Here is a 26,005-nt window from a genome sequence, read left to right as displayed (position 1 = left end):
ATTCTTTTCTCTATTATTGTCACATTTTGCGGTGGAGAGGGGGAGGGAATGAGTTTATTGGAGCGTGTTTTTTTTGTTAGAAGGGGTGGTCCGGTCGCCAATAGCCCTTATTGGAGCCCGTTTTCCCTGAAAAATAGCAGTCACGGTCAATAAGAATGAGAAAAAGGAGGCCGATGAATATTTTCGACCTCCCGTTTACAGATAAAGTCCCGCTAAGAAAATTCCAAGTGATTTCTGGTAGATTTCATTGAACAGCGAAATTGGCAGGGGATTAATTCCATGACCAAGTTCAATCGTGAAGCCTGGTCTCCGCCAATCTTGAATAAACCAGTCTTTGTAACCGGCGTAGCTTTCAATTGTTTTGACAGGCACATAGCCGCTGACCCTGCTAAATTCCTCCACGATGTCCTCTGACTGTGGCGGTTCGAGATTACCAAATCCCCAATAAATCTCTTCACATTGCGTATGAAAGGCTAGCACTCGGGTAAAATCCCGCTTTTTGGTCAGCTCAGCCATTGCGATTGCTTCTGGCTCGGACAAAGGTTTTTCTCCTCCATAATCTCGTGGTCCAGGATGATTGGGATTTCTTGCCTTCTCGACCTCCCATTTTGCCGGGAATTGATCATTTAAGTCAACACCGCTAATATTTGCTTTCCACCCCGAGAAATCAGTATCTCCATTATTTAAAGCCAAAACTCTGTTTCTCAAGTGTTCATTTACAGGTGGTCCGTGCAAAACGAGATCAACACCGTCTGGATTCACCATTGGAACAATGGATAAAGTGGTTTGTTCGTATAAACGGGACGTTGATAAACCGCGAATACTGTTTTGATTTGTCAGCGATAATAAATAATCATTTAAAAAGGTCATGATAACAGGAGTGGTAATCCATTCATTGGCATGAAAGGAACCGTTATAATGAACCCTTTTTCCGCCGCTACCAATGAGGATTTCCGGAATGTTTTTCCCAAGAACCGTATTTCCGATTGAAGGAACTTGCAGAAACGGGTACACCTCGAGTAATCGCTCGATATCCTTCATCAATTTAGCATAATCATATGACTGCCTGCCATTCACTAATCTCCATGTAATTCGCCTTGGAACTTTGATAATTTGAGTTTCCTTGAGATTATTTGGGTTTATTCCTGGATTCACTAGATAAACAGCGTCAAGAGGGAGATTCCGACTTTGGGCAATGCTTGCTAAAGTGTCCCCCTGGCAAATTTGATATTCTTGGGTGACGAAGCCTGGAATTCGGATTCGCTGACCAACCGAAAGGCTATTATGCGGAATAGTCCGATTAGAATCATGAATTAACTGCAAATCAATCATAAACAACTGGCTGTATTGCGATAATGTATCGCCCTGCCTAACAACAATCTCCACCTGGCAACCTCCTGATGAAAAAACAGTTTTACTAAAATGTATGCCAAATGGAATGAAATATTTGTTTGTTTTATGGGTGTCAGGCACCGTGCCAGATGTCCACTTAAATTAAGTCTTTTAACGCTGTTTCTAGATTGTGATATTGAAAGCTAAATCCTTGCTGCTGCAATTTTTTCGGAAGGCAATTCCTGCCGGTTAATGCTAAGCTCGGTTCTGTTTTCATGAAAAGATAGGCTCCGAGCCAAACAAATGGCGATGGGGCAGGGGGTGTCCACCCTTTATTTAGCACTTTTCTTAAGGTAGCCATAAATTCTTTATTGGTAACAGGATTCGGGCCAGTTGCATTATAAACGCCTTCAAATGTGTCGTTTTCGATTGCCTGCAGGAACATTTCATTTAAATCATCGATATGGAGCCAGCTGATATATTGTTTGCCAGAACCGACTGTCCCACCGAGGTTACGTTTAGCCAATTTTGTTAACGGTTCAAGAGCACCGCCATCACGACCGAAGGCAAAACCAATTCTCAACAGAGCTTGACGTGTAGCTGGCAGGGATTCCTTGAAAAATTCTTCTTCCCATTGCTAGCAAACTTCTACAGAGAACCCACTCCCGTGCGGCGAAGATTCGTCACAAATTGCTGTCGTATCACCAAAAATAGCTAAGGAGCCGGCTTGGACAAATACTTGCGGTGGGGTTTTACATGTATAAATCGCTTCCCGTAAAACTTTAACTGAATCAAGGCGGGAGGAGATAATTTCTTCTCGATTCGCCTTTGTATAAATACAATTAACGCTTTTCCCAGTAAAATTAACGAGCGCATAGCTGCCATCAATTTCTTTCGCCCAATCCCCTAAATGAATCCCATCCCATTGGACGTACTTCATTTCACCCTCAACTTTTGATTTACCTCTTGTTAGAATGATAACTTGATAGCCCTTATTGACGAGAAAAAGGGCTAATGACTTGCCTAAGAATCCAGTTCCAGCTGCTAAAATAATTCTCTTCTCCATCATTGCCTATCTCCTTTAATCTAAAAATCTATTTTTCCATTCTGGTTTAGGGAGCATGCAGCTGTCTTTTTTTCCAAACCAACGATACCTGTTTTTTGCGATTATTCCGTATAAAGGGTCTCTGATGAATGCGGGGATAATAAGGAAGACTGCAAGCAATCTCCAAGCCCCAGTTAATTTCCTGCAGACTCTTAGTGCTGCGGTTGATTTTACATGTATTTTTTCATTTTCTATAAAAACAAAACTATCGCTGTCTGTATTCAAGCCGTACTTTTTTAGCAGCGCCTGTCCTGTTTCACCTTGGAGGGAGGCAAACTTAAACGTACCAGTAGGGTCTCTTTTTATAATAAATTGCACGCTGCTGTTACAAAGGTTGCAAACACCATCAAATAATATGATTCGTACCATGCAGGACACCAACCTTAAGTTTCAACTATGTATAGGTGATTTAAGCATAGCATATTTTCATTTTCTTTACTTTGGAATTATGCACCTACGTGGAACAGCTGAGTACTATATAAGAAAAAAACACCCAATTTGCTTTTTGTAAAGTTGTCTACCTAGCGACATGATTGATGCTAGGTAAGGGGAAAATTTAATTTACAACATAATTTATAGAGTAATCTTGGAAAATATATGGATTTTTCACTAATTTATGATATTATATTAAAGGTTCGACATTTTTTCTATTAAACTGTTAATTTTGAGGGTTTTCGAGAAGGGGAGGGGCGTATTTGAAATTACTAATAAAAAAGACTCCCTACTTATTATTTTTGCTCGTGATGCCTCTGCTAGGTAAAGTTTATGAACTATTAAACACCCGAGCAAATGATGCTGTGGATCTTACAGCCACAGTTGATAAAGCCATTCCTTTTATATCCGTTTTTATCATTCCCTATATACTTTGGTATGCTTATTTGTTTTGTTATTTAGTCTATTTTTGCTTTAAGGATACCAAAATATACATTAAAACGTTGATTTTGATTGTGATTGCCGAGCTGATTTGTTTTGTGATTTACTTCTTTTTTCAGACAACAGTACCAAGGCCTACAGTGGAAGGTAACAATTTTGTTATTTACCTTGTTCAATGGATTTACGCGAACGATCGCCCAGTTAATTGTTTCCCGAGTATCCATGTACTTACGACATTTGCCATCATGCTTGCTTCACTAAACATTAAAAATAAACATGTACTAAACAACTTAACAATCCATATTTTAGGGACATTAATTATTATCTCGACTCTTTTCGTTAAGCAGCATGTGATTCTAGATATGATTGGATCCATGTTCCTTGTTACCTTCCTATATGGAATAACCTTTGAACTATTATCTTTCCGTGTTAGCAGAAAATCAGAGACCGTTTATGTGAAAGATAAATAGTTTAATAAAAACTCATAAAAAGAGTGTCGCTAAAGACACTCTGTTTGCGGTTTATAAAAAAAAGCTTGTTTACTAATCAGCCATAGGACATGGCCAATTAAGTCATATGAACGGTTTTAATATGTTGTAGATTTAAATAAACCGGATCCTCTTTCGCACTAATTAATTCCACAAAGTTATTCTTGATTCCCTGAATTTTGCCAATCACATTCTCGTTTTCGCCAATATTAAAGACGATTAATTCTCCCACTAACTTTTCAATTTGTACTTCAAAGGAGCGTGCAAATGATATGCTGCTCGGGTTAACAGGCAGACTTGCGTTGCTTAGACCGTAAGGCCGTTGATTATTGGTATATGGGATTAGCCATTTAAGATGGTTCAGCGAGATAAACATGGTCTTGTATATAGGGGAGTAAAAGACAAAGTAATTGTTCATGATGCTAATAATATAACCATGAAGTGCTTGGTTACTTGTTACATAGATTTCTGTAAAAATCCCCTTTGCGGAGGTAAGAGTTTTCCGTAATGAAATTTCTTCATTATGATTATAAATCGGTGTTGGTTCGTCATTGAAATTAATCTCATCAATTTCATCTTGCTTTAAAAATTGCCAGTTTTGTATATGAACAATTGGAATATAAAGATAATCATACCCATTGAAAATTACCCATAAATCACTGCCAATGTCCACTAATAACCCGCTGATAAATTTCTTTCCTGAAATCTCTACTTTAATATATCTTCCTCTAATATTTTTCAAATTCATTAACTCACATCCTTTCCTGGGTTTTACCAATTTACAAATAGAGAGGGCTTTAGGAACCAAGTTCATTTACGATTTAAGAATGCTGACACCTGCCCAGCTCATATTTGTAAGAATTCTTTGGAGTGCTGCCATAAGACGGGAAGTAAGATTGAAGGGAACTGTAATTTTTTTATCATTTCTTAAAGTGACTATAGCTAAAATCTAAATGTTCTTTTGCTTCTGTTTGGCCAGCCTGCAAATGGGAAAGCAGCCCTGCTATTTTCACGGGAAACGGGTTCACCGGCAAAACGGAAATTCCTCGATTCTTGCTGTTTTTGTACCCCTTCTATCCTAGTATCCTTTTTATTTGCACTTGTCACGTCTGTCCAAGAATCTCCTTTATTTGGACTTGTCACGTCTGTTCTAGTATCCTTTTTATTTGCACTTGTCACGTCTGTCCAAGGATTCTTTTTATTTGGACTAGTCACTTCTGTTCTAGTATCCTTTTTATTTGTACTAGTCACTTCTGCCTTAGTATCCTTTTTATTTGTACTAGTCACTTCTGTCTTAGTATCCTTTTTATTTGTACTAGTCACTTCTGCCTTAGTATTCTTTATATTTGAACTAGTCACTTCTGTCTTGGTATTCTTTTTATTTGTACTAGCCTCTCTTGTTTTATGTTCAGTTTTATTTGGAACAGCTTTTTCTGAAATAACCGGTTTAGAAACATTTGCTGTTTCTTGAACTTTTGCAGATTTTACTTCCTTTTTTGACTCCGGTAAAACTGATGCAGTTGTCGTTTCCGTTTTAATTGGTGAGGTTTCCTTTACAGGTTTCATTTCTTTCGGCTGCTCGCTCAGTTTCGCTTTGCTCATCTTTTGAGCTTCAATCTTTGCCTCTGTTCGAATCACTTTATTGGTAGTTGGAGTATTTACTTCTTCAGACTTCTGTTGATTACTACTGTTAAGGGCTGGGACTTCAACCTTTGTTTCGATTATAGGAGTTTCCGTTTTTATCGGTTGTGACCAAACCATTGAATTGTTGGGTTCGGCAATCTCATTAATTTCAGCAATTGGAGCAGCTGCTTCCTGCATTTCAGGCTGTTCTTTGTGAGTCGAAGCCTTTTGATTCTTTTCCGAGGAATTGCTGGCTTCATTCATTGTTAACGTTGATTTTGTTTCCTTTTTATTCTCTGACTTTTGTGCGGAAATGGTTCCTTGTTCGTTTGTTTCGTTATTTTTTTGTGCACTTCTCTTTGGCGCTTTCGGTTTGGCGGGTTTTTCTTCTTTAACAAATCCTTTTAAAATGTTTGAGACATGCGATAATTTGATTAAAATTCGCTCTTCACCATTAATTAATGTGACAAAATCGGAATCAATGTCACTTAATACGCCGCTAAACTTTTGTTTATTAACACTAAGGATACTTACCCAGGAATGTTGAAATGATTTAAGAAGTTCTGTTAAGCTCTGCGTCTTTTGAAATTCTGCAGTGGTTTCCTCGGTCTGGAACAGTCTTGTGTTTTTTGTAATCGCTTGGATTTTATCGATGTTATAATAGAAAATGTATTTATTTTCGGTCTCTAAAACCACATGGTCTGTTTCCACACCAATCAGTTTTCCTTTAAATACGTCTTCACCTACATAAAGATTTACATTGAAGCCCTTTAATAAATCCAATGCAGCTGAAAATCTTTCTAACCCCATGTATTTACCCTCCTTAAGAGATAATGGGTCGCTTCTCTAGTGGAGAAGCGACATTTTGGTTACTCGTTATTATCGTTGTTATCTTCAGAATTTTGATCATTATCCTCATTGTTTTGATTATTATCACTGTCATCAGAGTCATTTTTTTGTTTCTCTACCATCAAGCCATAGCTGATGTTTCGAATGTGCTTCATCGAATAACGGACGACTTCTTCCTTCACAATTAAAGAAGCAAAATCTTTATTTACATCATTAAGGACGCCTTCAAGGGCTTCCGTGTTTCCGCGATTAATTCTTACCCATTGATATTTGATACTTTCTAATAATTTATGGAAATTATCTCCGGTTTTAAAATCAAAGTTTTTGGGAATTTCTAATCCTAATTTCATTAAGTCCTTTGAACTCTCGGTAACACTTTTGACATGATTTGTTTTGTAATAAACAACTCCATCCCTTTCAGTTAGAAGGACGAAATAATCATCAAAAACGGCCAGTAATTTTCCTTGCCTGGATTCTGGGCCCCCCCGATCCACCCTGATTGTTTTGCCAACATGAAGGTTCATTACTTCTTTATTCATAACCCATAGTTTCCTCCTTTTATTTAAATAAACATTTACACTGCATCTATATGTATCACGGGGTGATGTTGTACTAATAAAGCCGCCTTTTTTTCGAATAATAGGTAAAAAATAGGCAAAAAAAAGTATATGATATTTAACCATATACTTCGTTCCTTATTGGAGAATAACCACTTGTTGTTTGAGATACGTATTCCTTTTCTGGATGAAATGGATGATAAATTCCTTCTCCTGCTTTAATATTTCCGGGCTTGCTTTAATACATGAATCTAGGTGAATGTACGGCATTATTGTTTGAAAAAGCTCATCAATCCTCTCTGTTTGCGTTTCAACCGTAAATTGGTAATCTAAAATCGAGGATAAAATATCGAGATAGGTTTTTTTAAACTGTGGAAAAAACAGCAATCTGCCTGTCAGGGTATTATAGCCCGTTACCGGTACAAAATCATAGTCAAGCGGCAGTCCGTGAAGGTCGCGGCCCCAGGTCCCATCATAGTCCCATGGTGTAATCTCGAAAACTCCGGTTTCACTATTTTGGTAAAGGGCATAATTATGGATAAAGCCATCGAAATTTTGCGTACAAACTACTCCTGCCAGCCACGTTAAATATTGATTGACATCAAGAATAATAGGTATTTGCTTTTCAAATTCCTCATTGCTTAAGGTGTTTGTCATGGCGATAAGGTTTTCTAACTTTGAAAGGTCTTTTTCATCACCATATTTTAGTGTGTAACCGTCATCCAAGCTCGTTTTCAGTTCATTTTCTGGAGTTAATAAGGAGAAATTTGCATGATAATTGGTGGCATAAATGATTGGCCCTAACGGCAATTTTCTTTTTTCTAAAAGATATTGATCGAAGGATTCGAGCTCTAAGTAAATCCCTTTACAAAAGCCATTTATATATAGAATAATATGTTTCGAGTGGGGAGCGGTAACCCCAATCTTGTCAAAGAAATCAAGTGAGAGTTTATTCCGGCAGAGCGTTATATCATTGAATTCTGCATTTAGGTGGATTTCATGTGCACCATTTACTGTAAATGGTTTTTGAAAAACGATATTATAGGATTTCTTTCTCTTCTTTCTAATTACATTCCCTCGGTAAGATAGTCCAATTGTGTATTGACTGCTGCCTATTTTAAGTACGGCAGGTACATGTTTATCCATCCAAATGTCTTTATCCAGTTGGTTTAGGTGCTTAGGATTAATAAAAATTTCATATTTTTGCAATTTATTTACTCCTAATTATACATGTTTTTTAGAATTGTATGCTCGCTAATTATTAATGGTTCCGTATCTTGGTCTTTGGTGTTAAATTCAAAAAAAATAAATGGATGTCTATATCAAAATCCACTTTATTCCCATAGATTATCAATGAGTATAAAATTTGGGGAAAGTGGTGGAGAATGGCAATGAGAATCGTCATGGAAGAATTGCTATCACAAGCACAAGAAAATGGTGTTGTCGGATTTTTAGATAATAATCCGGTTGAGTTCAAACTAGGAAAAAAGGGCAGTAAAGGGAAAAAGGGTAAGAGAGGAAGCCGTGGATCAAGAGGAAGTGCGGGCTCACGCGGAAGCAGAGGAAGCCGCGGATCAAGAGGAAGTGCGGGCTCACGTGGAAGCAGAGGAAGCCTCGGATCAAGAGGAAGCGAGGGCTCACGCGGAAGCAGAGGCAGCCGGGGATCAAGAGGCAGCCGGGGCACACGTGGAAGCAGAGGCAGCCGTGGATCAAGAGGCAGCCGGGGCACACGTGGAAGCCGAGGCAGCCGTGGATCAAGAGGCAGCAGAGGCTCACGTGGAAGCCGAGGCAGCCGCGGGTCAAGAGGGAGCAGAGGCTCACGTGGAAGTAAAGGCATACGCAGATCAAGAGGAAGACGCAGATCAAGAGGAAGACGCAGATTAAGACGCAGCCGCAGAACAAGAGGAAGCCGTGGCTCACACGGAAGTAGAGGAAGCCGCGGGTCAAGGGGAAGCCGGGGCTCAAGCGGGAGCAGAGGAAGCCGCGGGTCAAGAGGCAGCCGGGGCTCAAGCGGGAGCAGAGGAAGCCGCGGGTCAAGAGGCAGCCGAGGAGGCTCACGCGGAAGTAGAGGAAGCCGCGGGTCAAGGGGTCCACTAGGAAGCCGAGGCAGCCGGGGCTCAAGAGGAAGCCGAGGATCACGTGGATCAAGAGGAAGCCGAGGATCACATGGAAGCCGAGGCAGTCGTAGATCAAGAGGAAGCCGAGGATCACGTGGATCAAGAGGAAGCCGTGGATCAAGAGGAAACCGTGGCTCACGTGGAAGCCGAGGCAGCCGTGGTTCACGTGGAAGCCGAGGCAGCCGTGGATCAAGAGGAAACCGTGGCTCACGTGGGAGCAGAGGAAGCCGTGGATCAAGAGGAAGATAGGGCTCACGTGGAAGTAGAGGCAGCCGCGGAACAAGAGGCAGCCGAGGTTCACGCGGAAGCCGAGGCAAACGTAGATTAAAAGGCAAGAAAGGTCTCATCTTTGTAAGTCAGATATTACACAGGATTCATCAAGCGATGAGTCCTGTTCTAATTTTTATAAATATTAGGAATACAAGGAAAAATAAAAGCAAGATTCAAGATCATTACTGGCTGTTCACTATTCCTTTTTGATAATATTGATCCATTAATGCTTTCGGAACCATGCTCCCGCCCGTCGCCCAGGCAATATGGGTACCATTACCCGCTTTGTTCACTAAATCACACTTTTGTAAATAATCGGTTCCCTCTTTAGCTAATTTAACCGGCCCAATCAATCCCGCCAGTGCAGAAGGTTCTAAATGAATATCCTCTGTATCCACGAGGTCCTTTAACAATTTATACAAACAAGCATCACTGACTGTGTAATTTCCGCTTAAAAATGGTTCCACGGTTCTGCCGACAAATCCGGATGGTCTTCCGACAGCAAGGCCATCTGCGTCGGTGATATTATCAATACCAAGATCTTGGACCGAAATTTGCTCATGAAGTCCCGTCATTAAGCCGAGTAACATACACGGTGAGTGGGTCGGTTCGGCAAAGAAGCAGTGGACGTGGTCCTGGAACATTAATTTCAACCCAAATGCTACTCCTCCAGGGCCGCCGCCGACACCACAAGGAAGGTAAACGAACAATGGATGATTTTCATCAACAGTAATCGCTAATTCTTCTAATTGACTTTTTAATCGTAAAGCCGCCACTGCATACCCTAAAAATAAATCACGGGAATTTTCATCATCCACGAAATAACAACTAGGGTCTGCTTCAGCTTGAATTCTGCCTTCCTCAACAGCTTTACTGTAATCTGCGTCATACTCGATTACATGGACATTTTGGCTTCGAAGCAAGTCCTTTTTCCATTGCTTTGCATCAGCGGACATATGGACGGTTACCTTAAACCCTAACTTTGCACTGATTATGCCAATACTTAAGCCCAAATTTCCTGTGGAGCCTACGGCAATTGAATAGTGAGAAAAGAAGGTGCGGAACTTTTCGCTGGCTAAAACTGAATAATCATCATGAATGGATAACAATTGGTTTTCCAATGCCAGTTCTTCTGCATGCTTTAGGATTTCATAAATGCCGCCCCTTGCTTTAATCGAGCCTGAAATAGGGAGATGACTATCACATTTTAACAGGAACTCACCCAATATAGGTCCACCGAAATCTTGCTCCAATTTTTCTTTCATCGTCGGAATCTTCAACAAGGGAGATTCTATAATGCCCTTTGAAACGCTGGTCTCAGGAAAAACCTTAGCAATATAGGGGGCAAACCGTTTTAACCTATCCTCAGCACCTGCCACATCCTTTTCGGAAAGCGGAGATTTTTCGATTCCATTCAGGAATTTTTCAAGTTTTGGATTGATCCAAAATACTTCTTCCAAGGATAGGAGCTTTTCCAGCAAAGGGAGTTTTTGATTCTCTAGCCATAAGTGAATATCAGTTTTTTCCATCATATAATCCTCCAACCGTATCAGGATATATTCAGTTTATCATAAATACAGCTTAGCTAACTTACCCCAAAAACCGGCACGTTGACTGTACGGTTAATATTATGTTATAGTATTTTAATAGAAAAACAGAAAAGGGGGAAGTCCATTGGGAAGTTGTATCGAATTGGTGAAATAGCAAAGTTAATGAATATCTCTAAAAGGACAATTGATTACTACACCCAAATGGGCTTACTTAACCCGATTAGAACGGATTCTAATTATCGATTGTATGGGCGTGAGACGATTCAGATTTTAGAGCTGGTAGAACATTACAAGAATCTTAAGATGCCGCTTGAGGAAATCAAGTCTTCCATTGAAATGATTCACTCAGAAAATAGTATCGACAATCAAAAGGTCGAGCAACATTTTGAACAAATTGCGCTGATTATGGAGCATTTAAAAGAGGAATTAAAGGCGATGCAACCTATTCTACAAAAATTGAACAAGCAGCAAAAAGAACAACTGGTAAGCAAATTATCGTCGCAAGGACTTACATTGGCACAAACTTTATATTTAATTTTTAAATAAAAAAATATATGCTCGAAAATAATAAACTAACTTGGAAAAAAACGGGAGGTGTATTCCTTACTTGAAATTTTTAAGTAAGGAGACTATTGATCATTTTTAATTTGCTAATGATAGCAATCTTAATTGCTTTTACAGCGTTTTTCGTATCATACGAATTTGCTATTGTTAAAATTCGCAGCACGCGAATTGATCAGCTAGTTGCAGAAGGCAGCAAAAATGCAGCCGTGGCTAAAACAATTGTTACAAATCTTGATGAATATTTATCTGCTTGTCAATTAGGGATTACCGTTACAGCATTAGGTCTAGGCTGGCTGGGCGAACCAACAGTGGAACATATCCTGCATCCGCTATTGGTTAAATTAAACATGCCGGAATCAGTTTCTAGTATAACATCATTTATCCTGGCGTTTGCTTCGGTAACCTTCATTCACGTCGTAGTGGGTGAGCTGGCACCGAAAACGTTTGCCATTCAAAAGGCTGAAACAATCACGTTAATTTTCGCCAGACCAATGATGCTATTTTATAAAATCATGTATCCTTTTATCAAGTCATTAAATGGCTCTGCCCGCATGATTACTGGACTATTCGGTTTGAAGCCCGCTTCAGAACACGAAACGGCACACTCAGAAGAGGAGCTTCAAATCATTATATCTGAAAGCTATAAAAGCGGTGAAATTAATCAATCTGAATATAAATACGTGAATAATATTTTTGAATTCGATGATCGAAATGCCAAGGAAATTATGGTGCCAAGAACTGAAATTGTCGCTTTTGATATCTCACAATCGTTAGATGAATGTCTGAAAATCGTGACGGAAGAAAACTATACGCGGTACCCAGTCATCGATGGCGAAAAAGATAACATCGTTGGAATGGTCAATATGAAGGAAGTATTTACTGAGTATATTAAAGGAAAGAATGTTGAAACTTCTATAGAGGAATATGTTCGTCCCGTCATCCAAGTCATTGAAACCATTCCAATCCACGATTTGTTAGTCAAGATGCAAAAAGACCGGCTTCATATGGCCATTTTAATTGATGAGTATGGAGGAACCGCCGGGTTAGTAACGGTAGAAGATATCTTGGAAGAGATTGTCGGTGAAATTCGCGATGAATTTGATGCTGATGAAGTCCCAGATATAAATAAAATAAGTCCAAATACAACAATAGTTGATGGAAAAGTCCTCATTAATGAAATCAATGATTTGTTAGGATTAGACATAGACGAATCTGATATCGATACAATCGGCGGCTGGATTCTCTCGGAAAAAATGGAAGTATCAGAAGGCGATACCATTAGCTACAAGGATTATGAGTTTAAAGTTCTTGAAGTCGATGGCTATCATATTAAGTCTTTAGAGATTGTCAAAACAATCAAGCAGGAATCCTGTGCTTAAAGGAAATTTATACATTTTAAAAAAAGCGGTACACTTTATAAGGTGTTACCGCTTTTTCATTTGCAAATAAATATTTGACCATTTTAACAATAAAACATATACTAATAATCAAACAGACATTTGAATAATGGGCGGTGAACTAGATGAAACATGATGATATATGTGAAATAACCTGCGTTGATGAGGATAAAGTTAAACGCGTAAAAGAATCGGTTTCCCAGCAAAATACAATGGCTGTTTCACAAATATTTAAAGCGTTATCTGATGACACTAGAATTAAAATCGCTTACGCCTTAAGCGTTGAAGATGAATTATGTGTATGTGATGTAGCTAATATCGTAGGAAGTACGACTGCTACTGCTTCCCATCATTTACGGCTGCTGCGAAATTTAGGGTTAGCGAAATATCGCAAGGAGGGCAAATTGGTTTTCTACGCTCTTGACGATGACCATGTTAAACAACTTATTCAAATCGCATTTGAGCATCAAAAGGAGGTGGCCTCCCATGAGTAACGCGTTAGAACAACCAAATGAAAAAACCGTCTATCGGGTACAGGGATTCACCTGAGCTAGCTGTGCGGCAAAGTTCGAAACGAACGTAAAACACCTGGATGGTGTTTCTAATGCAAGTATAAATTTCGGTGCTTCCAAACTTACCGTTTATGGTGAAACAACCATAGCAGAATTAGAGAAGGCAGGGGCTTTTGAGAATATCAAAGTCATTCCTGATAAACAACGATTTGAAGAGAAAAAAGAACCTTTCTTGAAAAAATATTCAACCGTCATAGCATCATTTGTTTTCTTGCTTATTGGCTGGTATGCCGGACACTTGAACGGAGAAGAGAGTTTCTTTGCGATTCTTGCGTATGGGGCAGCCATTTTAATAGGCGGTTATCGTCTTTTTATCACCGGACTAAAAAATTTATTCCGTTTAGAATTTGATATGAGAACCCTGATGACCATCGCCGTTATAGGAGCAGCCATCATTGGAGAGTGGGGAGAAGGAGCAACAGTTGTCATCTTGTTTGCCATTAGTGAGGTACTAGAATCCTACTCAATGGATAAAGCACGGCAATCGATTCGCTCGTTAATGGATATTGCACCTAAAGAGGCCTTAATTCGAAGGAACAACGAAGAAATTTCGGTAGAAGTGAACGAAATTCAAATCGGTGACATCTTAATCGTAAAACCTGGACAGAAAATCGCCATGGACGGTATCGTAGTAAAAGGAATATCCGCAGTTAATCAGGCAGCCATCACGGGTGAATCTGTCCCCGTGTCGAAAACGATTGATGATGAGGTTTTTGCTGGCACCTTAAATGATGAAGGACTTCTTGAAGTGAAGGTTACCAAACATGTGGACGATACCACGATTGCCAAAATCATTCATCTTGTCGAAGAAGCTCAAGCTGAAAGGGCTCCATCCCAAGCATTTGTCGATCGCTTTGCCAAATATTATACACCCGTTATTATGTTTATTTCCCTGTTAGTAGCAGTGCTCCCACCGTTATTATTTGATGGGGATTGGAATAAATGGATTTATCAAGGGCTGGCTGTATTAGTGGTTGGCTGTCCATGCGCACTTGTCATTTCGACTCCTGTTTCGATTGTGACTGCAATTGGTAATGCTGCACGAAATGGGGTTTTAATCAAGGGCGGTATCCATTTAGAAGAAATGGGTGCAATTAAAGCGATTGCCTTTGATAAAACAGGAACTTTGACGGAAGGAATTCCAGTTGTAACGGATTATCTTCTCCAAACCAATAAAAATGTGAATGAACTGCTAGCTATCATAGCTGCATTAGAAAATGGATCACAGCACCCCTTGGCTTCGGCGATAATCAAAAAAGCAAAGCAGGAAAACGTACCATACAAAGACATTAAAATAGCTGACTTCTCTTCCATTACAGGTAAAGGAGTCAAAGGCAGAGTCAATGATAAAATGTATTATGTCGGCAGTCCAAATTTATTCGATGAAATCTTACCGGATGGGATTTCGGCGAGCCTAAAAGCAAGGATTACTGAACTGCAGAATAATGGGAAAACCGTTATGGCGGCTGGTACGGCAGCTGAAATACTGGCACTACTTGCAGTTGCTGATGAAGTGAGGGGGAACAGTAAGACTGTTATCGAGAAACTTCATTCATTAGGGATTCAAAAAACAATCATGCTTACGGGTGATAATTCAGGGACTGCCAATGCAATTGGTAAGCAGATAGGAGTTTCTGATATTCAGGCAGACCTATTACCTCAGGATAAATTAACATTTATTAAAAATTTACGAAACAAATATGACCATGTTGCAATGGTCGGTGACGGTGTGAATGATGCTCCTGCTCTAGCTGCATCAAGTATAGGGATTGCTATGGGCGATGCAGGAACAGATACCGCGTTAGAGACAGCGGATATTGCTTTAATGGCCGATGACCTAAGTAAACTTCCATTCACGTTAAAACTAAGCAGAAAAGCCTTATTTATTATCAAACAAAATATCACCTTCTCACTAGGCATTAAACTTTTGGCGCTTTTACTAGTCATTCCAGGATGGTTAACACTATGGATTGCCATCTTTGCGGATATGGGTGCCACACTTATTGTCACATTAAATGGATTACGACTGCTCCGTGTAAAAGATAAATAATATATTGGGCTTCAAAATGTGGATGAGAATAACTATGAATAATGGTTTAAATCATAAGAAGGCGCGATTACTCGCACCTTCTTATTCTCTTCATCGATTCCTAATCGGTATCTAGTGGTTGGTGGTTATTTCTCTCCTTCTGTGCTTATTTGGTTACTTCGTTCCGGGAGCTGGGTGATCAACCCCTTTAACGTGATGACTATGTCCAGCATCTTCTGTAGTATGGAAATCATAGTAATGAACGTGCATTCCATTTCCAACTGGAATCGCCGGTCCGGAGTATGCTTTATAATGGTGGGTATGACCATCCTCAAACAAAACATATCCTTCAGTATAATGGATATGACCTCCATCTTGGGTTTGAATAGGTGGTGATGTAACATCCAAGCATTGATGAACATGATTTAAACTTAGTCCTGTATAATCAACTGACCCATGGTTATGGTGGGGAACAAATCCATTTACAAAATCATCCTTTCCTATTTTCGCCACTTAAATCATCCTTTCCTATTTACTATCATGATTAATTAAATATACGCAACGTCCTCAGTGAATAATTCAATTATTTTATAAAAATATGGTGGTCGTTAATTCTCTTCGTATAGAAATATTTGAACCATAGAATACTAACGATAACTTACGTTCAAATTATCAGATCGGTAAGCAGAAGAATTTTAGGGGAGAAGGAAGATTGGAAATATTTTACCGTGCTTTCATCGTTTTTATTATGGGCTATTTGTTTTTACGGGTGACTGGAAAAAAGGCTGTAGGCGAAATGCATTCATTTGACTTATTATATATCTACGTACTGACCAATATCATCAGTACGCCTGTGGAAGTCAATCATATTGGAAAATCGTTAACGTACGCTGCTATCATAGTCATTTTATATAAAATCTTTGTACGTTTATCTTTATATAATAAATTAAGATGGATTCTTTATGATAGTCCGACAGTATTGATTCGTAACGGTGATATTGATAGAAAAGGGCTGAAAAAGGTCCGGATGACGATTAATGAGCTATTATCACAATTAAGAGTAAAAGGGTACACGGATAGTCAAAATATTGAAATGGCTGTAATGGAAGATACAGGGAGTATAAGCGTGATCCCTAAGTCAGATTACCGGCCAATCCAGCCGAATGATTTAAACTTAAATGTAAAGAAAGAATATATACCTATTCCATTGATCATGGATGGGCAAATTCTTGATTATAATTTAAAATATCTTCAACTAGACCGGAGCTGGTTATTTAATGAGGTGGAAAAAGCCGGGGAAAAGGTAGAAACAATTACGTTAGCTACTTTTTTAGAAAATCAAAAAGTTTTTATCGATAATTATGAAATGAAAGAACATAAAAATGATCCGTATTACTACAAGCCAGGGAAGGGGTAGCATAACCTGTATAATTGATTATATGAATGAACAGTTTAGGAGGAATAATAGCAAAAAGACCGCTAATCGATTTAATCGTCAGCGGTCTTTTTGCTATAATCCCAATATCTTATGCTATCTGTTTTTCCTGTCGATTCACTTTTTATAACATTTCCATCCTTGTCCTTATATACTTCATATTCCCCATATGTTTCTACGATATAGCCATCTACTCTTTCAAGTTTCTCTAATTTTTCTTCCAATTCTGGAATATCACTTGATGGCTCAACAGCAACGGGTTGGACCATGGCAGGCTGAACGGATGAATAGGCATAGTTTTTATTGAAAAATGAGTAAGGTGAATCCAAGTAGGCAGCTGCCGCTAAGGTCACCAAAAGAAAAGCAACACTTGTAAAGGTTTTTATTTTCATGATATACAGGGCTCCTTTTATAGAATTATCCTGTATCCATTTTATGCATGTCCGATGAAGCCATATGCCTAAAAAATTTAGTTTTGTACATTAGTTGCTTTTGCCGTATTCAGCTGTGGGCGGAAGACGACAAATAACAGAAAGGCAACGATTGTGATAATGGCTCCTGAAATATAAGGCAGACCTGCCGCCATTGAAAACAGCCAGCCCCCTAGCGGCGGACCGATAATGCGGCCTAATGAATCAAAGGATGATAAAAGTCCGGTAGAGCTTCCATGCCCTGCTGTGGACGTCTTTGTCAGCAGGGAAGAGACGCTTGGGCGGATCACTCCGTTACCGAGCCCAAAAATAGTTAAATAAATCGCAGCAGTTGTAAAACTATGTACAAGCAAGATTGAACCGAATCCTATGGCTGAAATAATCATGCCGCCTTGTATGACTGCACTTTCCCCGTATTTTTTTGTTAATCTGCCGACCAAGCCACCTTGAACCATTGCACTCCCAAAACCCATGATCATGAAAATGTATCCAAGCTGGATTGCGTCTAACCCTGCTTTTTTAGCGGCAAAATAAGCAAAAGTTGCCTCTAAACCTGAGAGGGATAACGAAATTAATAACTGTACGAAAAACAGCACTGACACAGCTCCATTGAAGGCCTTCCAGATGGATGTTTTTTCCTTTGAGGCAGGACCTTTTTTTTGTTTTGATTCCTTTAACAGAATAAATACTAGGATCAAGGTGATAAAGGATGATCCACTTGCAAGATAAAAAGGCATACTTAAGCTGAATTTCGAAAAAATACCGCCGATCGCCGGTCCGAACACAAACCCTAAACCTGTGGCAGCACCGACAATTCCCATTCCTTTCCCGCGATTTTCTTCCGTTGTGATGTCAGCAACATATGCCATTGCGGTTGGCATATTTGCAGATGAAAGAATACCGCCCAGAATTCTGGCTGCAAATAACATCCATAGCTCAGTTGAGAGAGCTTGGATGAGGAAAGATAAACCGAGACCGAATATCCCGATCATCATCACTGGCTTCCGTCCGATGCGGTCGGAAACCTGACCCCATATTGGTGCAAAAATAAGCTGCATCAGTGAATAAACTGCCATTAACAATCCGAGTTCAGTGGGATTTGCCCCAATTGCCTCGGCGTAAAAAGGTAATACTGGAATAATAATTCCGAAACCAACCATAACCAAAAACATTACCACAAATAAAATCGGTAAAGCAGATTTTGTTTGCAATGGATTCTCACTCCCTAGATGATTAAAAAAAATCATTTCTGTCCTATTATAGGATAATTGAAATAATCGTTCGAATCAATTTTTACCTATCTTGACGTTAGTATGCAGCGAAACCATTCGTATAACCTTATGAAAAAGAACACATCTCTATTTGGAAATGTGTTCTTTTGCTTATTTAACCGCTTTTCTTGTGCTTTCTGATGTAAAGTCGGCGATGATGACAAGAATCATATAACATAAGAGAAGCAGGGTGATTTGTGTGTAATTGAAAAAGCTCATTGCCAGTTTGAAATCCATTCCCAAACCGCCGGCTCCGACAAAGCCAACGACAATCGTAGTTCTCATAATAACTTCCCAGCGGTAAAGAATATAGGTGAGAAATCGCGGTAAAACCATTGGAAGGATGCCGTAAAAAAATATTTCTACCTTAGAAGCACCAGAGGCAGCTAAATTTTGAATCGGCCTTGTATCCATGTCTTCGATTACTTCTGCCCAAAGCTTACCTAGGATTCCAAAGTTATGAAGGGCAAGGGCAACCGCTCCCGGCAGCAGTCCAGGTTTAAATATAAAGATTATCATCATCGCCCAAACTAACTCTGGGACAGCTCGTGAAAAAACATAAACGACACGGACAATTCCATATAGAAACCAATTGTACCATTTCTTATTTGAAGTCAAACTGCCATTAGCAATGTTCCGGGCCGCTGGAAGAACAGTGAAAAACGCTGCAATCGTTGCAAACCCAATCGCCATGATGCTCATTTCAAGCGTTTCAAGCGTTAAATTTAATGCGGCAGCCCAGCTTGCAGTATCGAGGAAAGCCGGATGCCTATCGTTTAAGCCAATCAAGCCCCCGAAAAACTTCTTCGCATATTCGAAATTTTTACCAGAAACTAATTCAAATAACCGGGCATTCTCGCCCAATCTGATATACACCCAAGAACCAAGGATTAACAGAATAGCAAAAAAGGTGGAACACCACCCAGTGCTGAAACCATGGCTCCGCTTCCGTTCCGTTAACCCTTTACGTACAAAATTACTCCAAATATCTACAACAAGCACTAATCCGATTAGAAAAAACACATACGACCATACTTGATCATATTTCAAATCGGCAAGCGAAAGTTGAATCTGATAGCCTAGGCCGCCGAGCCCGACGAAACTCATAATAGCTGAAGAACGAATTGCACATTCAAAGCGGTACATCGTATAACTGATCATATCCGCCCAAATCAATGGAAGATAGCCATAAAGCAGGATTTGAAGCCTGGTTGCACCTGCAGATTTTAATGCCTTAATGGGCTGCTCGGAAACATCATTTAACATATCCGCAAAAATCCGACCAAGGATACCGCCATATGGAATCGCAAGGGCAAAAATTGCCGAATATGGTGAAAGACCGACTGCGGCAACAAAAAGCCAAGCCCAAATTAGTTCATGAATGGAACGAGTGAATCCTAATATACCCCTGAAAAACACCTTTGAAATCATCCTGGAGGTTTTATTAGAAGCAAGTACACCTGAGGCGAGAATTCCGATAATAAAAGCATAAATAATTGCAAGCGACATCCCGGCAACGGCGTAGGCAAGGGTAATCCACGCCGATTCAATGCCAAGTGATAGCACTCCTGTGGACAAATCAGGATGAATGAGACCTTCAAAAATTTGCAGCATCGTCGGTATGCCGCCAGCGTGGAATAGGTCTGTACCCCATTGGATTGAGAAAAGACTCCAGACAAAAACAGCTGCCAAAACTAAAGTAAGGATGAACCGATTATGCATGCGAAAGATCGATTTCATGCCTTATCACCGCTTTTAAGCTGGTACAATTCGGCTAAAAGGTCATCTGTTACATTTTCTGTTGGCAGGTCAAAAAATATTTCACCATTTTTCATAGAAATAATTCTGGTAAAATACTTCCTGGCGTATTCAACAGAATGTAAGCTCGTGATTAACGTTTGCTCTTCTTCAGTAACGATTTTCGTCAGCATCGCCAAAATATCATCGGCTCTTGCAGGATCAAGGGAGGCAACCGGTTCATCGGCCACAATCACTTCAGGTTTTTGCACCAATAATCTTGCCATGGCAACACGCTGCTGCTCACCGCCGGATAAGGTTGAAGTGATTTCAAACGCCTTCCCGTGAAGTCCAACCCGCTCTAATGCTTTGAGTGCCATTTCTTTTTCCTGTGGAAAAAGTAAGGAAAAGAGTGATTTAACAGAACCCCATTCAGACAGTTTTCCGGCTAACACATTATGAATCACTGCAAGGGGTCCAATTAAATCGAATTGCTGGCGGATTACACCGATTTTTTTGGCGAACTTTTTACTTTTTTTATAGGCAGAAAGGGGCTGGCCATCCAGGAGGATTTCGCCGCTAGACAGTGGTACCATTCTAGCAAGGGCATTAAGCAGCGTCGTTTTACCGGCTCCGCTTGGTCCAATTAAAGCTACTAATTCCCCTTGTTTAATGGTAAAAGAAAGGGAAGATAGGGCTATCTTCCGCTCAAAGTGTTTTGTTAAATTTTTTACTTCAATCATGTATTTTGAAGACATTTCTATAACACCTACTACTTAATGATCTTTAGTTCTTTGGCAACCGTCTCAATCTTTTTGTAATTGTCATTTTTTGTTTCAACAAAACGATCGGTTTGGAATAAATCAGCAATTTCTTTTTGCTCGCTAGTAATCGAGAGAAGGGCTTCTTTTACTTTACTCTTCGTACCCTTTCCGAAAACATCTTCAACATTGCTGTTTACCGTCCAATTATAGTCAAAATAGGCAGGAGTGGTGTAGAATACTTTTACTTTATTCGTATCTACTTTTTTTTCTTTTACAGCTGCTTCCCAAACTGCCTCGTTCAATGCCCCTGCTTTAAAAGCACCTGATTCAATCAGCTTGTATGTTGTATCATGTGAACCAGAGAAGTTAGGCTTGCCGTCAAAGTCCTTATTCGGATCAATTCCTGCCTCCGTTAAATAGTAACGCGGCATTAAATGCCCGGAAGTGGAGCTTTCACTGCCAAAGGTAAATGACTTGCCTTTTAAATCTTCCAGTTTCGTGAAATTTTCGGAAGACTGGGTAATAAATACGGAGTGGAACTCAGCATCGCGCGGCCGTTGGACAATCGACTCTGCTTCTGGAACAAGGTTTCTTGCCTGAACACTTGTTAAGCCGCCAAACCAGGCCATATGAATTTCACCGCGTTGAAAACCAGTTACTAGTGCTGCATAATCAACAGACGGTACAAATTCAACCTTTAATCCTGTCTTTTCACTAAGATATTTAGCAACTGCCGTCATGCCTTTGTCAAGATCAGCGGCATTTTGGTCAGGAATTGCACCGATTTTAAACACTTCTTTTGTTGCTGCCTCTTTTTTTCCTTCACTAGCTTTATTATCCTTTTGCCCGCAAGCAGCTAGGGAAAATACAACCATGACAAGAATAAGGGCGGAAAGCCATTTTTTCATTGTAATACACACCTCATATTTTTCTTAAAATTACACCCATTGATAATTCCAATGGAAGTGTCTTAACCTTTATATTATAAAGAATAGTTATATCAAAATAAATTCAATTTATCTATTTGTTCGATGGAAGGTAATCGGTTTTTTGTATAGGGTAATATTGGAAGCGAATCAAAAAGCAAAACCCCCCGCGAAAAGTGCAGGGGGCTTTGAAGTTATCCCTATACAGTCTGCTGCGACCATTCCTCAACATTCCATACCTTCGTCACCCAATCTTCATAAAAATCAGGTTCGTGGCAGACAAGGACAACGGTACCCTTGTATTCTTTAAGGGCACGTTTCAATTCTGCTTTTGCATCGATATCTAAATGGTTTGTCGGCTCGTCGAATAAAATCCAGTTACTTTCATTCATCATTAGCTTACAAAGACGGACCTTCGCTTGTTCGCCGCCGCTTAGTTGATTCATCTGGCGGGAAATATGTTCATTCTTTAAGCCACAGCGGGCAAGTGCTGCGCGAACTTGGTGCTGATCCATCGAAGGGAAGGCATTCCAAACATCATCAATCGGGGTAATTCCTGCTGCTTTTACTTCTTGCTCAAAATAAGAAGTGAAGAGGAAATCACCGCGTTCAACCTTTCCATTTAAAGGCTCAAGTTTGCCAAGCATTGTCTTAAGAAGCGTAGATTTTCCGACCCCATTACAGCCGATGATTGCGACTTTTTCTCCGCGCTCTAACGTCATACTCATTTTTGGCAGCAGCGCATGGTCGTAGCCAATTTCTAAATCATTAGCTTCAAAGACATACCGGCTGCTGCTGCGTGATTCTTTGAAACCGAAAGTAGGCTTCACCGCAGTTTCTGGTCGGTCAATCCGTTCCATCCGGTCCAGCTGTTTTTGCCGGCTCTTTGCCCGGCCTGTCGTCGAATAACGGGCTTTGTTTTTAGCGATGAAATCTTCTTGTTTTTTAATGAATTCCATTTGTTTTTCATAGGCATTAATATGCTGGTTCTTATTAATTTCCGCAAGTTCCAAGAATTTTTCATAGCTTGCCGTATAGCGGGTCAGCTTGGAAAATTCCAATTGAAAAATGACATTGGATACGGGATTCATAAATTCCGTGTCATGGGATATGAGAATAAACGCGTATGGGTAATCTTTTAAATAAGATGTCAACCAGCGAATATGCTCAACATCTAAATAGTTTGTCGGCTCATCAAGTAATAAAACTTTTGGCTGTTCCAATAGAAGTTTAGCAAGCAGGACCTTGGTACGCTGCCCGCCGCTTAAGGCGGCAACATCACGTTCTAAACCAATCGCATCAAGCCCCAATCCCCTAGCGGCTTCCTCAATTTTGATATCTAACGAATAGAATCCGCCGGCATCAAGGGCATCTTGGATTTCACCCATTTTTTCCAACAGAACTTCCAGCTCTTCGGGTGAAGCATCAGCCATTTGGGCGGTAACCTCATTTAATTCCCTTTCTTTTTCAAAAAGAGGAAGGAAGGCGTCGCGCAGAACATCGCGCATCGTTCTTCCTGGAGTTAGTACGGTATGCTGATCCAAATAGCCGTAATGGACACCAGGCGTCCATTCTACCCTGCCGCTGTCATGAATTAATTGGCCGGTAATAATATTCATTAACGTGGATTTACCGACGCCATTGGCACCGACAAGGCCGACGTGATCTTCAGCTAATAGTCGAAAGGAAACATCCTTAAATAAGGTGCGGTCTCCAAATGTATGTGATAGGTTATCAACAGTTAATAAGCTCATTTTTATTCGTAATCCTCGCTTTGTTCAGGAGTTTATACATTTCTACATCATACTAGATTTTTACGAATTCGACTAGATTTTAAAAAAGAAAAATGCTGTAAATTTTCGAATGATGGATTCTCTAAATCACAAGCTATTTGAAAGGCAATGAATAAATCCCAATATTATTTGGGCAATTTAAATAAAAAAAGGAAAAAAAGTATGATAGGACTTTTAATTGCTATTTTTGTATTTAATTTTATTGCCTTTAAGACCAATAAAAGATTAACGCCCAATCATATTGTTCATATCTGGACATTTACGATCGCTTTCCAAACGCTTTTCGATATGTTCATGGAACTTAAATTTCACGGCTACTGGTATTTTAAAAAAGCAATTGAATGGGAAGGAGTCCTTCCGCATGTGTTGCTTGTCCCGCCAGTCAACATGATGTTTTTAAATTGGTATCCATTAAATGCTAAAATCAGTAAACGTATAGTTTATATTATCGTATTTGTATGTGCCATTTTACTGTACGAACTAATTACCTTGCTTCCGGAGCCGTGGGGATACTTCCATTACGGCTGGTGGAAATTATGGCATGCCGCTCTGATTGACCCCGTACTTTTATTAATTTTGTTATTTTATTATAAGTGGATAGGCAGGATTGAACGAATCAGGGAAACGTAGAGGCTGAGAATGCAGCCTCTTTTTCTATTTCTAATGAAGACGTTTAAACAAGGATACTAGCTTGTACATATATTAATAAAAATAGTTGGGAGGAGTGATGATGGTGGTTAGACAAGATGGTGTTACAATTGGCACAGTTTCAGGAGGAATTGTCAACTTTGGCGGCGCTGAAATAATTGCACCAATAACCATAACAAAAACGGTTGCAGGTTCTGGTTCTGAAAATGCAGGACAGACAATTATCACAAACTCTGGGCTGAATCCAGCGCAGCAGAAGAGGTTGAAAGAGTTAGTAGACTTCGTTTAGACGGTGCTTTAATAGCAGCGTCTTTTTTTCGTTAATCTCTGTGATTTTACTGATTGAATAGTCATTCATTTTCAGTTATGATAAATGGAGTAATAAAATCAGAAAATTCAAAACCGTGAGGTGAGAGGATATGAAAAAGTCGATTCCTGATCAATGGTATCGTCAATTAAGGTTGCCGGTCATTGCTGCCCCTATGTTTCTGGTGTCAGGCACCGAGCTTGTTAAAAATTGCTGCTTAAATGGGGTTATTGGCTCATTTCCAGCCCCTAATGCCAGGCCAATTGAGGTTCTTGATCAATGGATGGGGAAATTAAACGAGGAACTTGAGGAGGAGCGCGTTAAAGAGCCTAACCGAAAGATTGCGCCGTGGGCGATGAATATGGTCGTACATAGCTCTTACAGCCGCCTTCAGGAAGAATTGGCATTACTTAAAAAACACAAGCCACAATTAGTCATCACCTCATTAGGCAGTCCCAAACAAGTTGTTGAGATTGTCCATGAATATGGGGGCTTGGTTTTTTCGGATGTCAGTGACCTGAAATTTGCTAAGAAGGCAGCAGAGGCTGGTGTTGATGGGTTAATCTTAGTTGCTAACGGTGCCGGCGGGCATGCGGGGCAAATTAATAGCTTTGCCTTTGTGGATATGGTCCGAACTTTCTGGGAGGGAATTATTATCCTTGCTGGATCGATTTCAACAGGAAAGGGAGTATTAGCTGCTCAGGCTGCTGGAGCAGATTTTGCCTATATGGGAACGCGCTTTATTGTCGCGACTGAAAGCATGGCAATTGATGATTACCGGGAAATGCTGGTTGCGGCAACCCAGGAAGATATTATTTTAACGGACGCCTTCTCCGGCATTATGTGTAATATGTTAAAACCTAGTATTGTCAAAGCAGGTCTAGATCCAAATCAACTGGAGAAAAAGGACAAGGTTGACTTCGATACGATGCAAAAAGAAACAAATGCGAAAGCCTGGCGCGATATTTGGTCCGCCGGTCACGGGGTAGGAGCAATTGACCGGATTGAATCAGCTGCAGCTATTGTCAACCGTTTGGAAGCTGAGTATCATGATGCACTGGAAAAGGTTAATATCAATGCAGCTAAATTTAGCATAATTCCCGTAAACTAAGCGTATGTCTATAGGCATCATGGGCAACAGGATCATAAAGTTGAAAGAAATAAGACCCAGTATTAAAGGTCTTATTTTTTTATTTCTTCTTAAACAAGCTTCGAGCAAACTATCTGAGCAAATAACCTGATTTCTAATTGGGTAATCTAAAAGGAAGAAAAATATTTTTCACACTTTGTCCACCAGGTATGAACAAATAGCGTAAAATATGATAAAGTATACTAGAAGAATCCATAAGTACTGCCATTTAACGAGT

28 protein-coding genes are annotated in these 26,005 nt (G+C 39.8%); 12 read left to right on the top strand and 16 right to left on the bottom strand.

From position 1 onward, the window contains the following. Nucleotides 1-195: 195 nt before the first annotated feature. The 4 genes from ACIQCO_RS20125 to ACIQCO_RS20110 all read right to left on the bottom strand — a co-directional run bounded on the left by ACIQCO_RS20125 (nt 196) and on the right by ACIQCO_RS20110 (nt 2,806). Nucleotides 196-1,386, bottom strand: a complete 1,191-nt coding sequence (locus tag ACIQCO_RS20125) for a M14 family zinc carboxypeptidase (protein WP_400431659.1) — start codon at nt 1,384-1,386, stop codon at nt 196-198. A 103-nt stretch (nt 1,387-1,489) separates the two neighbouring features. Next, nucleotides 1,490-1,915 (bottom strand): DUF1731 domain-containing protein, encoded by a 426-nt coding sequence (locus ACIQCO_RS20120; protein WP_400431657.1) that lies wholly within the window; start codon nt 1,913-1,915, stop codon nt 1,490-1,492. Nucleotides 1,916-1,969: 54 nt separating this feature from the next. After that, nucleotides 1,970-2,398: an NAD-dependent epimerase/dehydratase family protein gene (locus tag ACIQCO_RS20115; protein WP_400431654.1), complete on the bottom strand. Its 429-nt coding sequence runs from the start codon at nt 2,396-2,398 to the stop codon at nt 1,970-1,972. A gap of 15 nt (nt 2,399-2,413) precedes the next feature. After that, nucleotides 2,414-2,806 carry a thiol-disulfide oxidoreductase DCC family protein gene (locus ACIQCO_RS20110; RefSeq protein ID WP_400431651.1) on the bottom strand — a complete coding sequence of 131 codons (393 nt, stop codon included), beginning with the start codon at nt 2,804-2,806 and terminating at the stop codon, nt 2,414-2,416. A 326-nt stretch (nt 2,807-3,132) separates the two neighbouring features. Here ACIQCO_RS20110 and ACIQCO_RS20105 point away from each other — a divergent pair, with 326 nt between their 5' ends. Further along, nucleotides 3,133-3,780, top strand: coding sequence for a phosphatase PAP2 family protein (locus tag ACIQCO_RS20105; protein WP_400431648.1), 648 nt, complete (start codon nt 3,133-3,135; stop codon nt 3,778-3,780). Nucleotides 3,781-3,877: 97 nt separating this feature from the next. Here ACIQCO_RS20105 and ACIQCO_RS20100 read toward each other — a convergent pair whose 3' ends face one another. The 4 genes from ACIQCO_RS20100 to ACIQCO_RS20085 all read right to left on the bottom strand — a co-directional run bounded on the left by ACIQCO_RS20100 (nt 3,878) and on the right by ACIQCO_RS20085 (nt 8,036). Next, nucleotides 3,878-4,546: a DUF2642 domain-containing protein gene (locus ACIQCO_RS20100; RefSeq protein ID WP_400431645.1), complete on the bottom strand. Its 669-nt coding sequence runs from the start codon at nt 4,544-4,546 to the stop codon at nt 3,878-3,880. A 194-nt stretch (nt 4,547-4,740) separates the two neighbouring features. After that, on the bottom strand, nt 4,741-6,231 hold the full coding sequence (locus tag ACIQCO_RS20095; protein WP_400431643.1) for a hypothetical protein: 1,491 nt from the start codon (nt 6,229-6,231) through the stop codon (nt 4,741-4,743). Between the two features lie 59 nt (nt 6,232-6,290). Further along, complete coding sequence (locus ACIQCO_RS20090; protein ID WP_400431641.1) at nt 6,291-6,809, bottom strand: hypothetical protein; 519 nt, start codon at nt 6,807-6,809, stop codon at nt 6,291-6,293. A gap of 156 nt (nt 6,810-6,965) precedes the next feature. Further along, entirely contained in the window at nt 6,966-8,036 is a 1,071-nt protein-coding gene (locus ACIQCO_RS20085; protein WP_400431639.1) for a CotH kinase family protein, read from the bottom strand. Between the two features lie 315 nt (nt 8,037-8,351). Between ACIQCO_RS20085 and ACIQCO_RS20080 the strand changes: the two genes are divergently transcribed. The 3 genes from ACIQCO_RS20080 to ACIQCO_RS20070 all read left to right on the top strand — a co-directional run bounded on the left by ACIQCO_RS20080 (nt 8,352) and on the right by ACIQCO_RS20070 (nt 9,272). Beyond that, entirely contained in the window at nt 8,352-8,711 is a 360-nt protein-coding gene (locus ACIQCO_RS20080) for a hypothetical protein (RefSeq protein WP_400431637.1), read from the top strand. Between the two features lie 27 nt (nt 8,712-8,738). Next, nucleotides 8,739-8,924, top strand: coding sequence for a hypothetical protein (locus ACIQCO_RS20075; RefSeq protein WP_400431635.1), 186 nt, complete (start codon nt 8,739-8,741; stop codon nt 8,922-8,924). 150 nt (nt 8,925-9,074) lie between these two features. Next, entirely contained in the window at nt 9,075-9,272 is a 198-nt protein-coding gene (locus ACIQCO_RS20070; protein WP_400431633.1) for a hypothetical protein, read from the top strand. 124 nt (nt 9,273-9,396) lie between these two features. On the opposite strand, the gene ACIQCO_RS20065 is transcribed toward ACIQCO_RS20070, so the two are convergent. Beyond that, a complete protein-coding gene (locus ACIQCO_RS20065; protein ID WP_400431631.1) occupies nt 9,397-10,743 on the bottom strand; it encodes a D-serine ammonia-lyase in 1,347 nt (448 codons plus the stop codon). Nucleotides 10,744-10,896: 153 nt separating this feature from the next. Here ACIQCO_RS20065 and ACIQCO_RS20060 point away from each other — a divergent pair, with 153 nt between their 5' ends. From ACIQCO_RS20060 to ACIQCO_RS20045, 4 genes are all read left to right on the top strand, one after another. Beyond that, entirely contained in the window at nt 10,897-11,310 is a 414-nt protein-coding gene (locus ACIQCO_RS20060) for a MerR family transcriptional regulator (protein WP_400431629.1), read from the top strand. Nucleotides 11,311-11,417: 107 nt separating this feature from the next. Then, nucleotides 11,418-12,707, top strand: a complete 1,290-nt coding sequence (locus ACIQCO_RS20055; RefSeq protein ID WP_400431626.1) for a hemolysin family protein — start codon at nt 11,418-11,420, stop codon at nt 12,705-12,707. 143 nt (nt 12,708-12,850) lie between these two features. Beyond that, nucleotides 12,851-13,219, top strand: a complete 369-nt coding sequence (locus ACIQCO_RS20050) for an ArsR/SmtB family transcription factor (protein ID WP_400431623.1) — start codon at nt 12,851-12,853, stop codon at nt 13,217-13,219. Next, nucleotides 13,212-15,347 (top strand): heavy metal translocating P-type ATPase, encoded by a 2,136-nt coding sequence (locus ACIQCO_RS20045; RefSeq protein WP_400431620.1) that lies wholly within the window; start codon nt 13,212-13,214, stop codon nt 15,345-15,347. Before ACIQCO_RS20050 ends, ACIQCO_RS20045 begins: the two co-directional genes overlap by 8 nt. 153 nt (nt 15,348-15,500) lie before the next feature. Here ACIQCO_RS20045 and ACIQCO_RS20040 read toward each other — a convergent pair whose 3' ends face one another. After that, nucleotides 15,501-15,839, bottom strand: coding sequence for a YmaF family protein (locus ACIQCO_RS20040; RefSeq protein ID WP_400431617.1), 339 nt, complete (start codon nt 15,837-15,839; stop codon nt 15,501-15,503). Between the two features lie 199 nt (nt 15,840-16,038). Here ACIQCO_RS20040 and ACIQCO_RS20035 point away from each other — a divergent pair, with 199 nt between their 5' ends. Then, nucleotides 16,039-16,743, top strand: coding sequence for a DUF421 domain-containing protein (locus ACIQCO_RS20035; protein WP_400431614.1), 705 nt, complete (start codon nt 16,039-16,041; stop codon nt 16,741-16,743). Between the two features lie 71 nt (nt 16,744-16,814). On the opposite strand, the gene ACIQCO_RS20030 is transcribed toward ACIQCO_RS20035, so the two are convergent. From ACIQCO_RS20030 to ACIQCO_RS20005, 6 genes are all read right to left on the bottom strand, one after another. Further along, nucleotides 16,815-17,153 carry a hypothetical protein gene (locus ACIQCO_RS20030; RefSeq protein ID WP_400431612.1) on the bottom strand — a complete coding sequence of 113 codons (339 nt, stop codon included), beginning with the start codon at nt 17,151-17,153 and terminating at the stop codon, nt 16,815-16,817. 77 nt (nt 17,154-17,230) lie between these two features. Continuing rightward, the gene (locus ACIQCO_RS20025) at nt 17,231-18,403 is read right to left on the bottom strand and encodes an MFS transporter (RefSeq protein WP_400431609.1); all 1,173 of its coding nucleotides are present in this window, start codon (nt 18,401-18,403) and stop codon (nt 17,231-17,233) included. A gap of 171 nt (nt 18,404-18,574) precedes the next feature. Then, a complete protein-coding gene (locus ACIQCO_RS20020) occupies nt 18,575-20,203 on the bottom strand; it encodes a PhnE/PtxC family ABC transporter permease (protein ID WP_400431606.1) in 1,629 nt (542 codons plus the stop codon). Continuing rightward, on the bottom strand, nt 20,200-20,958 hold the full coding sequence (locus tag ACIQCO_RS20015) for a phosphonate ABC transporter ATP-binding protein (RefSeq protein WP_400431603.1): 759 nt from the start codon (nt 20,956-20,958) through the stop codon (nt 20,200-20,202). The genes ACIQCO_RS20020 and ACIQCO_RS20015 overlap by 4 nt, the downstream gene beginning before the upstream one ends. Nucleotides 20,959-20,972: 14 nt before the next feature. Continuing rightward, nucleotides 20,973-21,872 (bottom strand): putative selenate ABC transporter substrate-binding protein, encoded by a 900-nt coding sequence (locus ACIQCO_RS20010; RefSeq protein ID WP_400431600.1) that lies wholly within the window; start codon nt 21,870-21,872, stop codon nt 20,973-20,975. A 218-nt stretch (nt 21,873-22,090) separates the two neighbouring features. Further along, the gene (locus tag ACIQCO_RS20005) at nt 22,091-23,644 is read right to left on the bottom strand and encodes an ABC-F family ATP-binding cassette domain-containing protein (protein ID WP_400431597.1); all 1,554 of its coding nucleotides are present in this window, start codon (nt 23,642-23,644) and stop codon (nt 22,091-22,093) included. A 201-nt stretch (nt 23,645-23,845) separates the two neighbouring features. Here ACIQCO_RS20005 and ACIQCO_RS20000 point away from each other — a divergent pair, with 201 nt between their 5' ends. The 3 genes from ACIQCO_RS20000 to ACIQCO_RS19990 all read left to right on the top strand — a co-directional run bounded on the left by ACIQCO_RS20000 (nt 23,846) and on the right by ACIQCO_RS19990 (nt 25,749). Further along, nucleotides 23,846-24,313, top strand: coding sequence for a hypothetical protein (locus ACIQCO_RS20000; RefSeq protein WP_400431594.1), 468 nt, complete (start codon nt 23,846-23,848; stop codon nt 24,311-24,313). 100 nt (nt 24,314-24,413) lie between these two features. Then, nucleotides 24,414-24,620, top strand: a complete 207-nt coding sequence (locus tag ACIQCO_RS19995) for a spore germination protein (RefSeq protein WP_400431591.1) — start codon at nt 24,414-24,416, stop codon at nt 24,618-24,620. Between the two features lie 130 nt (nt 24,621-24,750). Next, nucleotides 24,751-25,749, top strand: a complete 999-nt coding sequence (locus ACIQCO_RS19990) for an NAD(P)H-dependent flavin oxidoreductase (protein WP_400431588.1) — start codon at nt 24,751-24,753, stop codon at nt 25,747-25,749. Nucleotides 25,750-26,005: the final 256 nt, after the last annotated feature.

It is taken from the genome of Neobacillus sp. NPDC093127 (assembly GCF_044754175.1).
Taxonomy (GTDB): Bacteria; Bacillota; Bacilli; order Bacillales; family Cytobacillaceae; genus Neobacillus.
The sequence above is the reverse complement of the archived record's forward strand: the minus strand, read 5'-3'. Positions and strand labels throughout refer to the sequence as shown.

Coding starts and splice junctions, on each gene's coding strand:
- ACIQCO_RS20030 (WP_400431612.1), bottom strand. CDS start 17,153: ATGAAAATAAAAACCTTTACAAGTGTTGCTTTTCTTTTGGTGACCTTA.
- ACIQCO_RS20100 (WP_400431645.1), bottom strand. CDS start 4,546: ATGAATTTGAAAAATATTAGAGGAAGATATATTAAAGTAGAGATTTCA.
- ACIQCO_RS20005 (WP_400431597.1), bottom strand. CDS start 23,644: ATGAGCTTATTAACTGTTGATAACCTATCACATACATTTGGAGACCGC.
- ACIQCO_RS20000 (WP_400431594.1), top strand. CDS start 23,846: ATGATAGGACTTTTAATTGCTATTTTTGTATTTAATTTTATTGCCTTT.
- ACIQCO_RS20095 (WP_400431643.1), bottom strand. CDS start 6,231: ATGGGGTTAGAAAGATTTTCAGCTGCATTGGATTTATTAAAGGGCTTC.
- ACIQCO_RS19995 (WP_400431591.1), top strand. CDS start 24,414: ATGGTGGTTAGACAAGATGGTGTTACAATTGGCACAGTTTCAGGAGGA.
- ACIQCO_RS20110 (WP_400431651.1), bottom strand. CDS start 2,806: ATGGTACGAATCATATTATTTGATGGTGTTTGCAACCTTTGTAACAGC.
- ACIQCO_RS20115 (WP_400431654.1), bottom strand. CDS start 2,398: ATGGAGAAGAGAATTATTTTAGCAGCTGGAACTGGATTCTTAGGCAAG.
- ACIQCO_RS20065 (WP_400431631.1), bottom strand. CDS start 10,743: ATGGAAAAAACTGATATTCACTTATGGCTAGAGAATCAAAAACTCCCT.
- ACIQCO_RS20050 (WP_400431623.1), top strand. CDS start 12,851: ATGAAACATGATGATATATGTGAAATAACCTGCGTTGATGAGGATAAA.
- ACIQCO_RS20010 (WP_400431600.1), bottom strand. CDS start 21,872: ATGAAAAAATGGCTTTCCGCCCTTATTCTTGTCATGGTTGTATTTTCC.
- ACIQCO_RS20015 (WP_400431603.1), bottom strand. CDS start 20,958: ATGTCTTCAAAATACATGATTGAAGTAAAAAATTTAACAAAACACTTT.
- ACIQCO_RS20020 (WP_400431606.1), bottom strand. CDS start 20,203: ATGAAATCGATCTTTCGCATGCATAATCGGTTCATCCTTACTTTAGTT.
- ACIQCO_RS20090 (WP_400431641.1), bottom strand. CDS start 6,809: ATGAATAAAGAAGTAATGAACCTTCATGTTGGCAAAACAATCAGGGTG.
- ACIQCO_RS20055 (WP_400431626.1), top strand. CDS start 11,418: ATGATAGCAATCTTAATTGCTTTTACAGCGTTTTTCGTATCATACGAA.
- ACIQCO_RS19990 (WP_400431588.1), top strand. CDS start 24,751: ATGAAAAAGTCGATTCCTGATCAATGGTATCGTCAATTAAGGTTGCCG.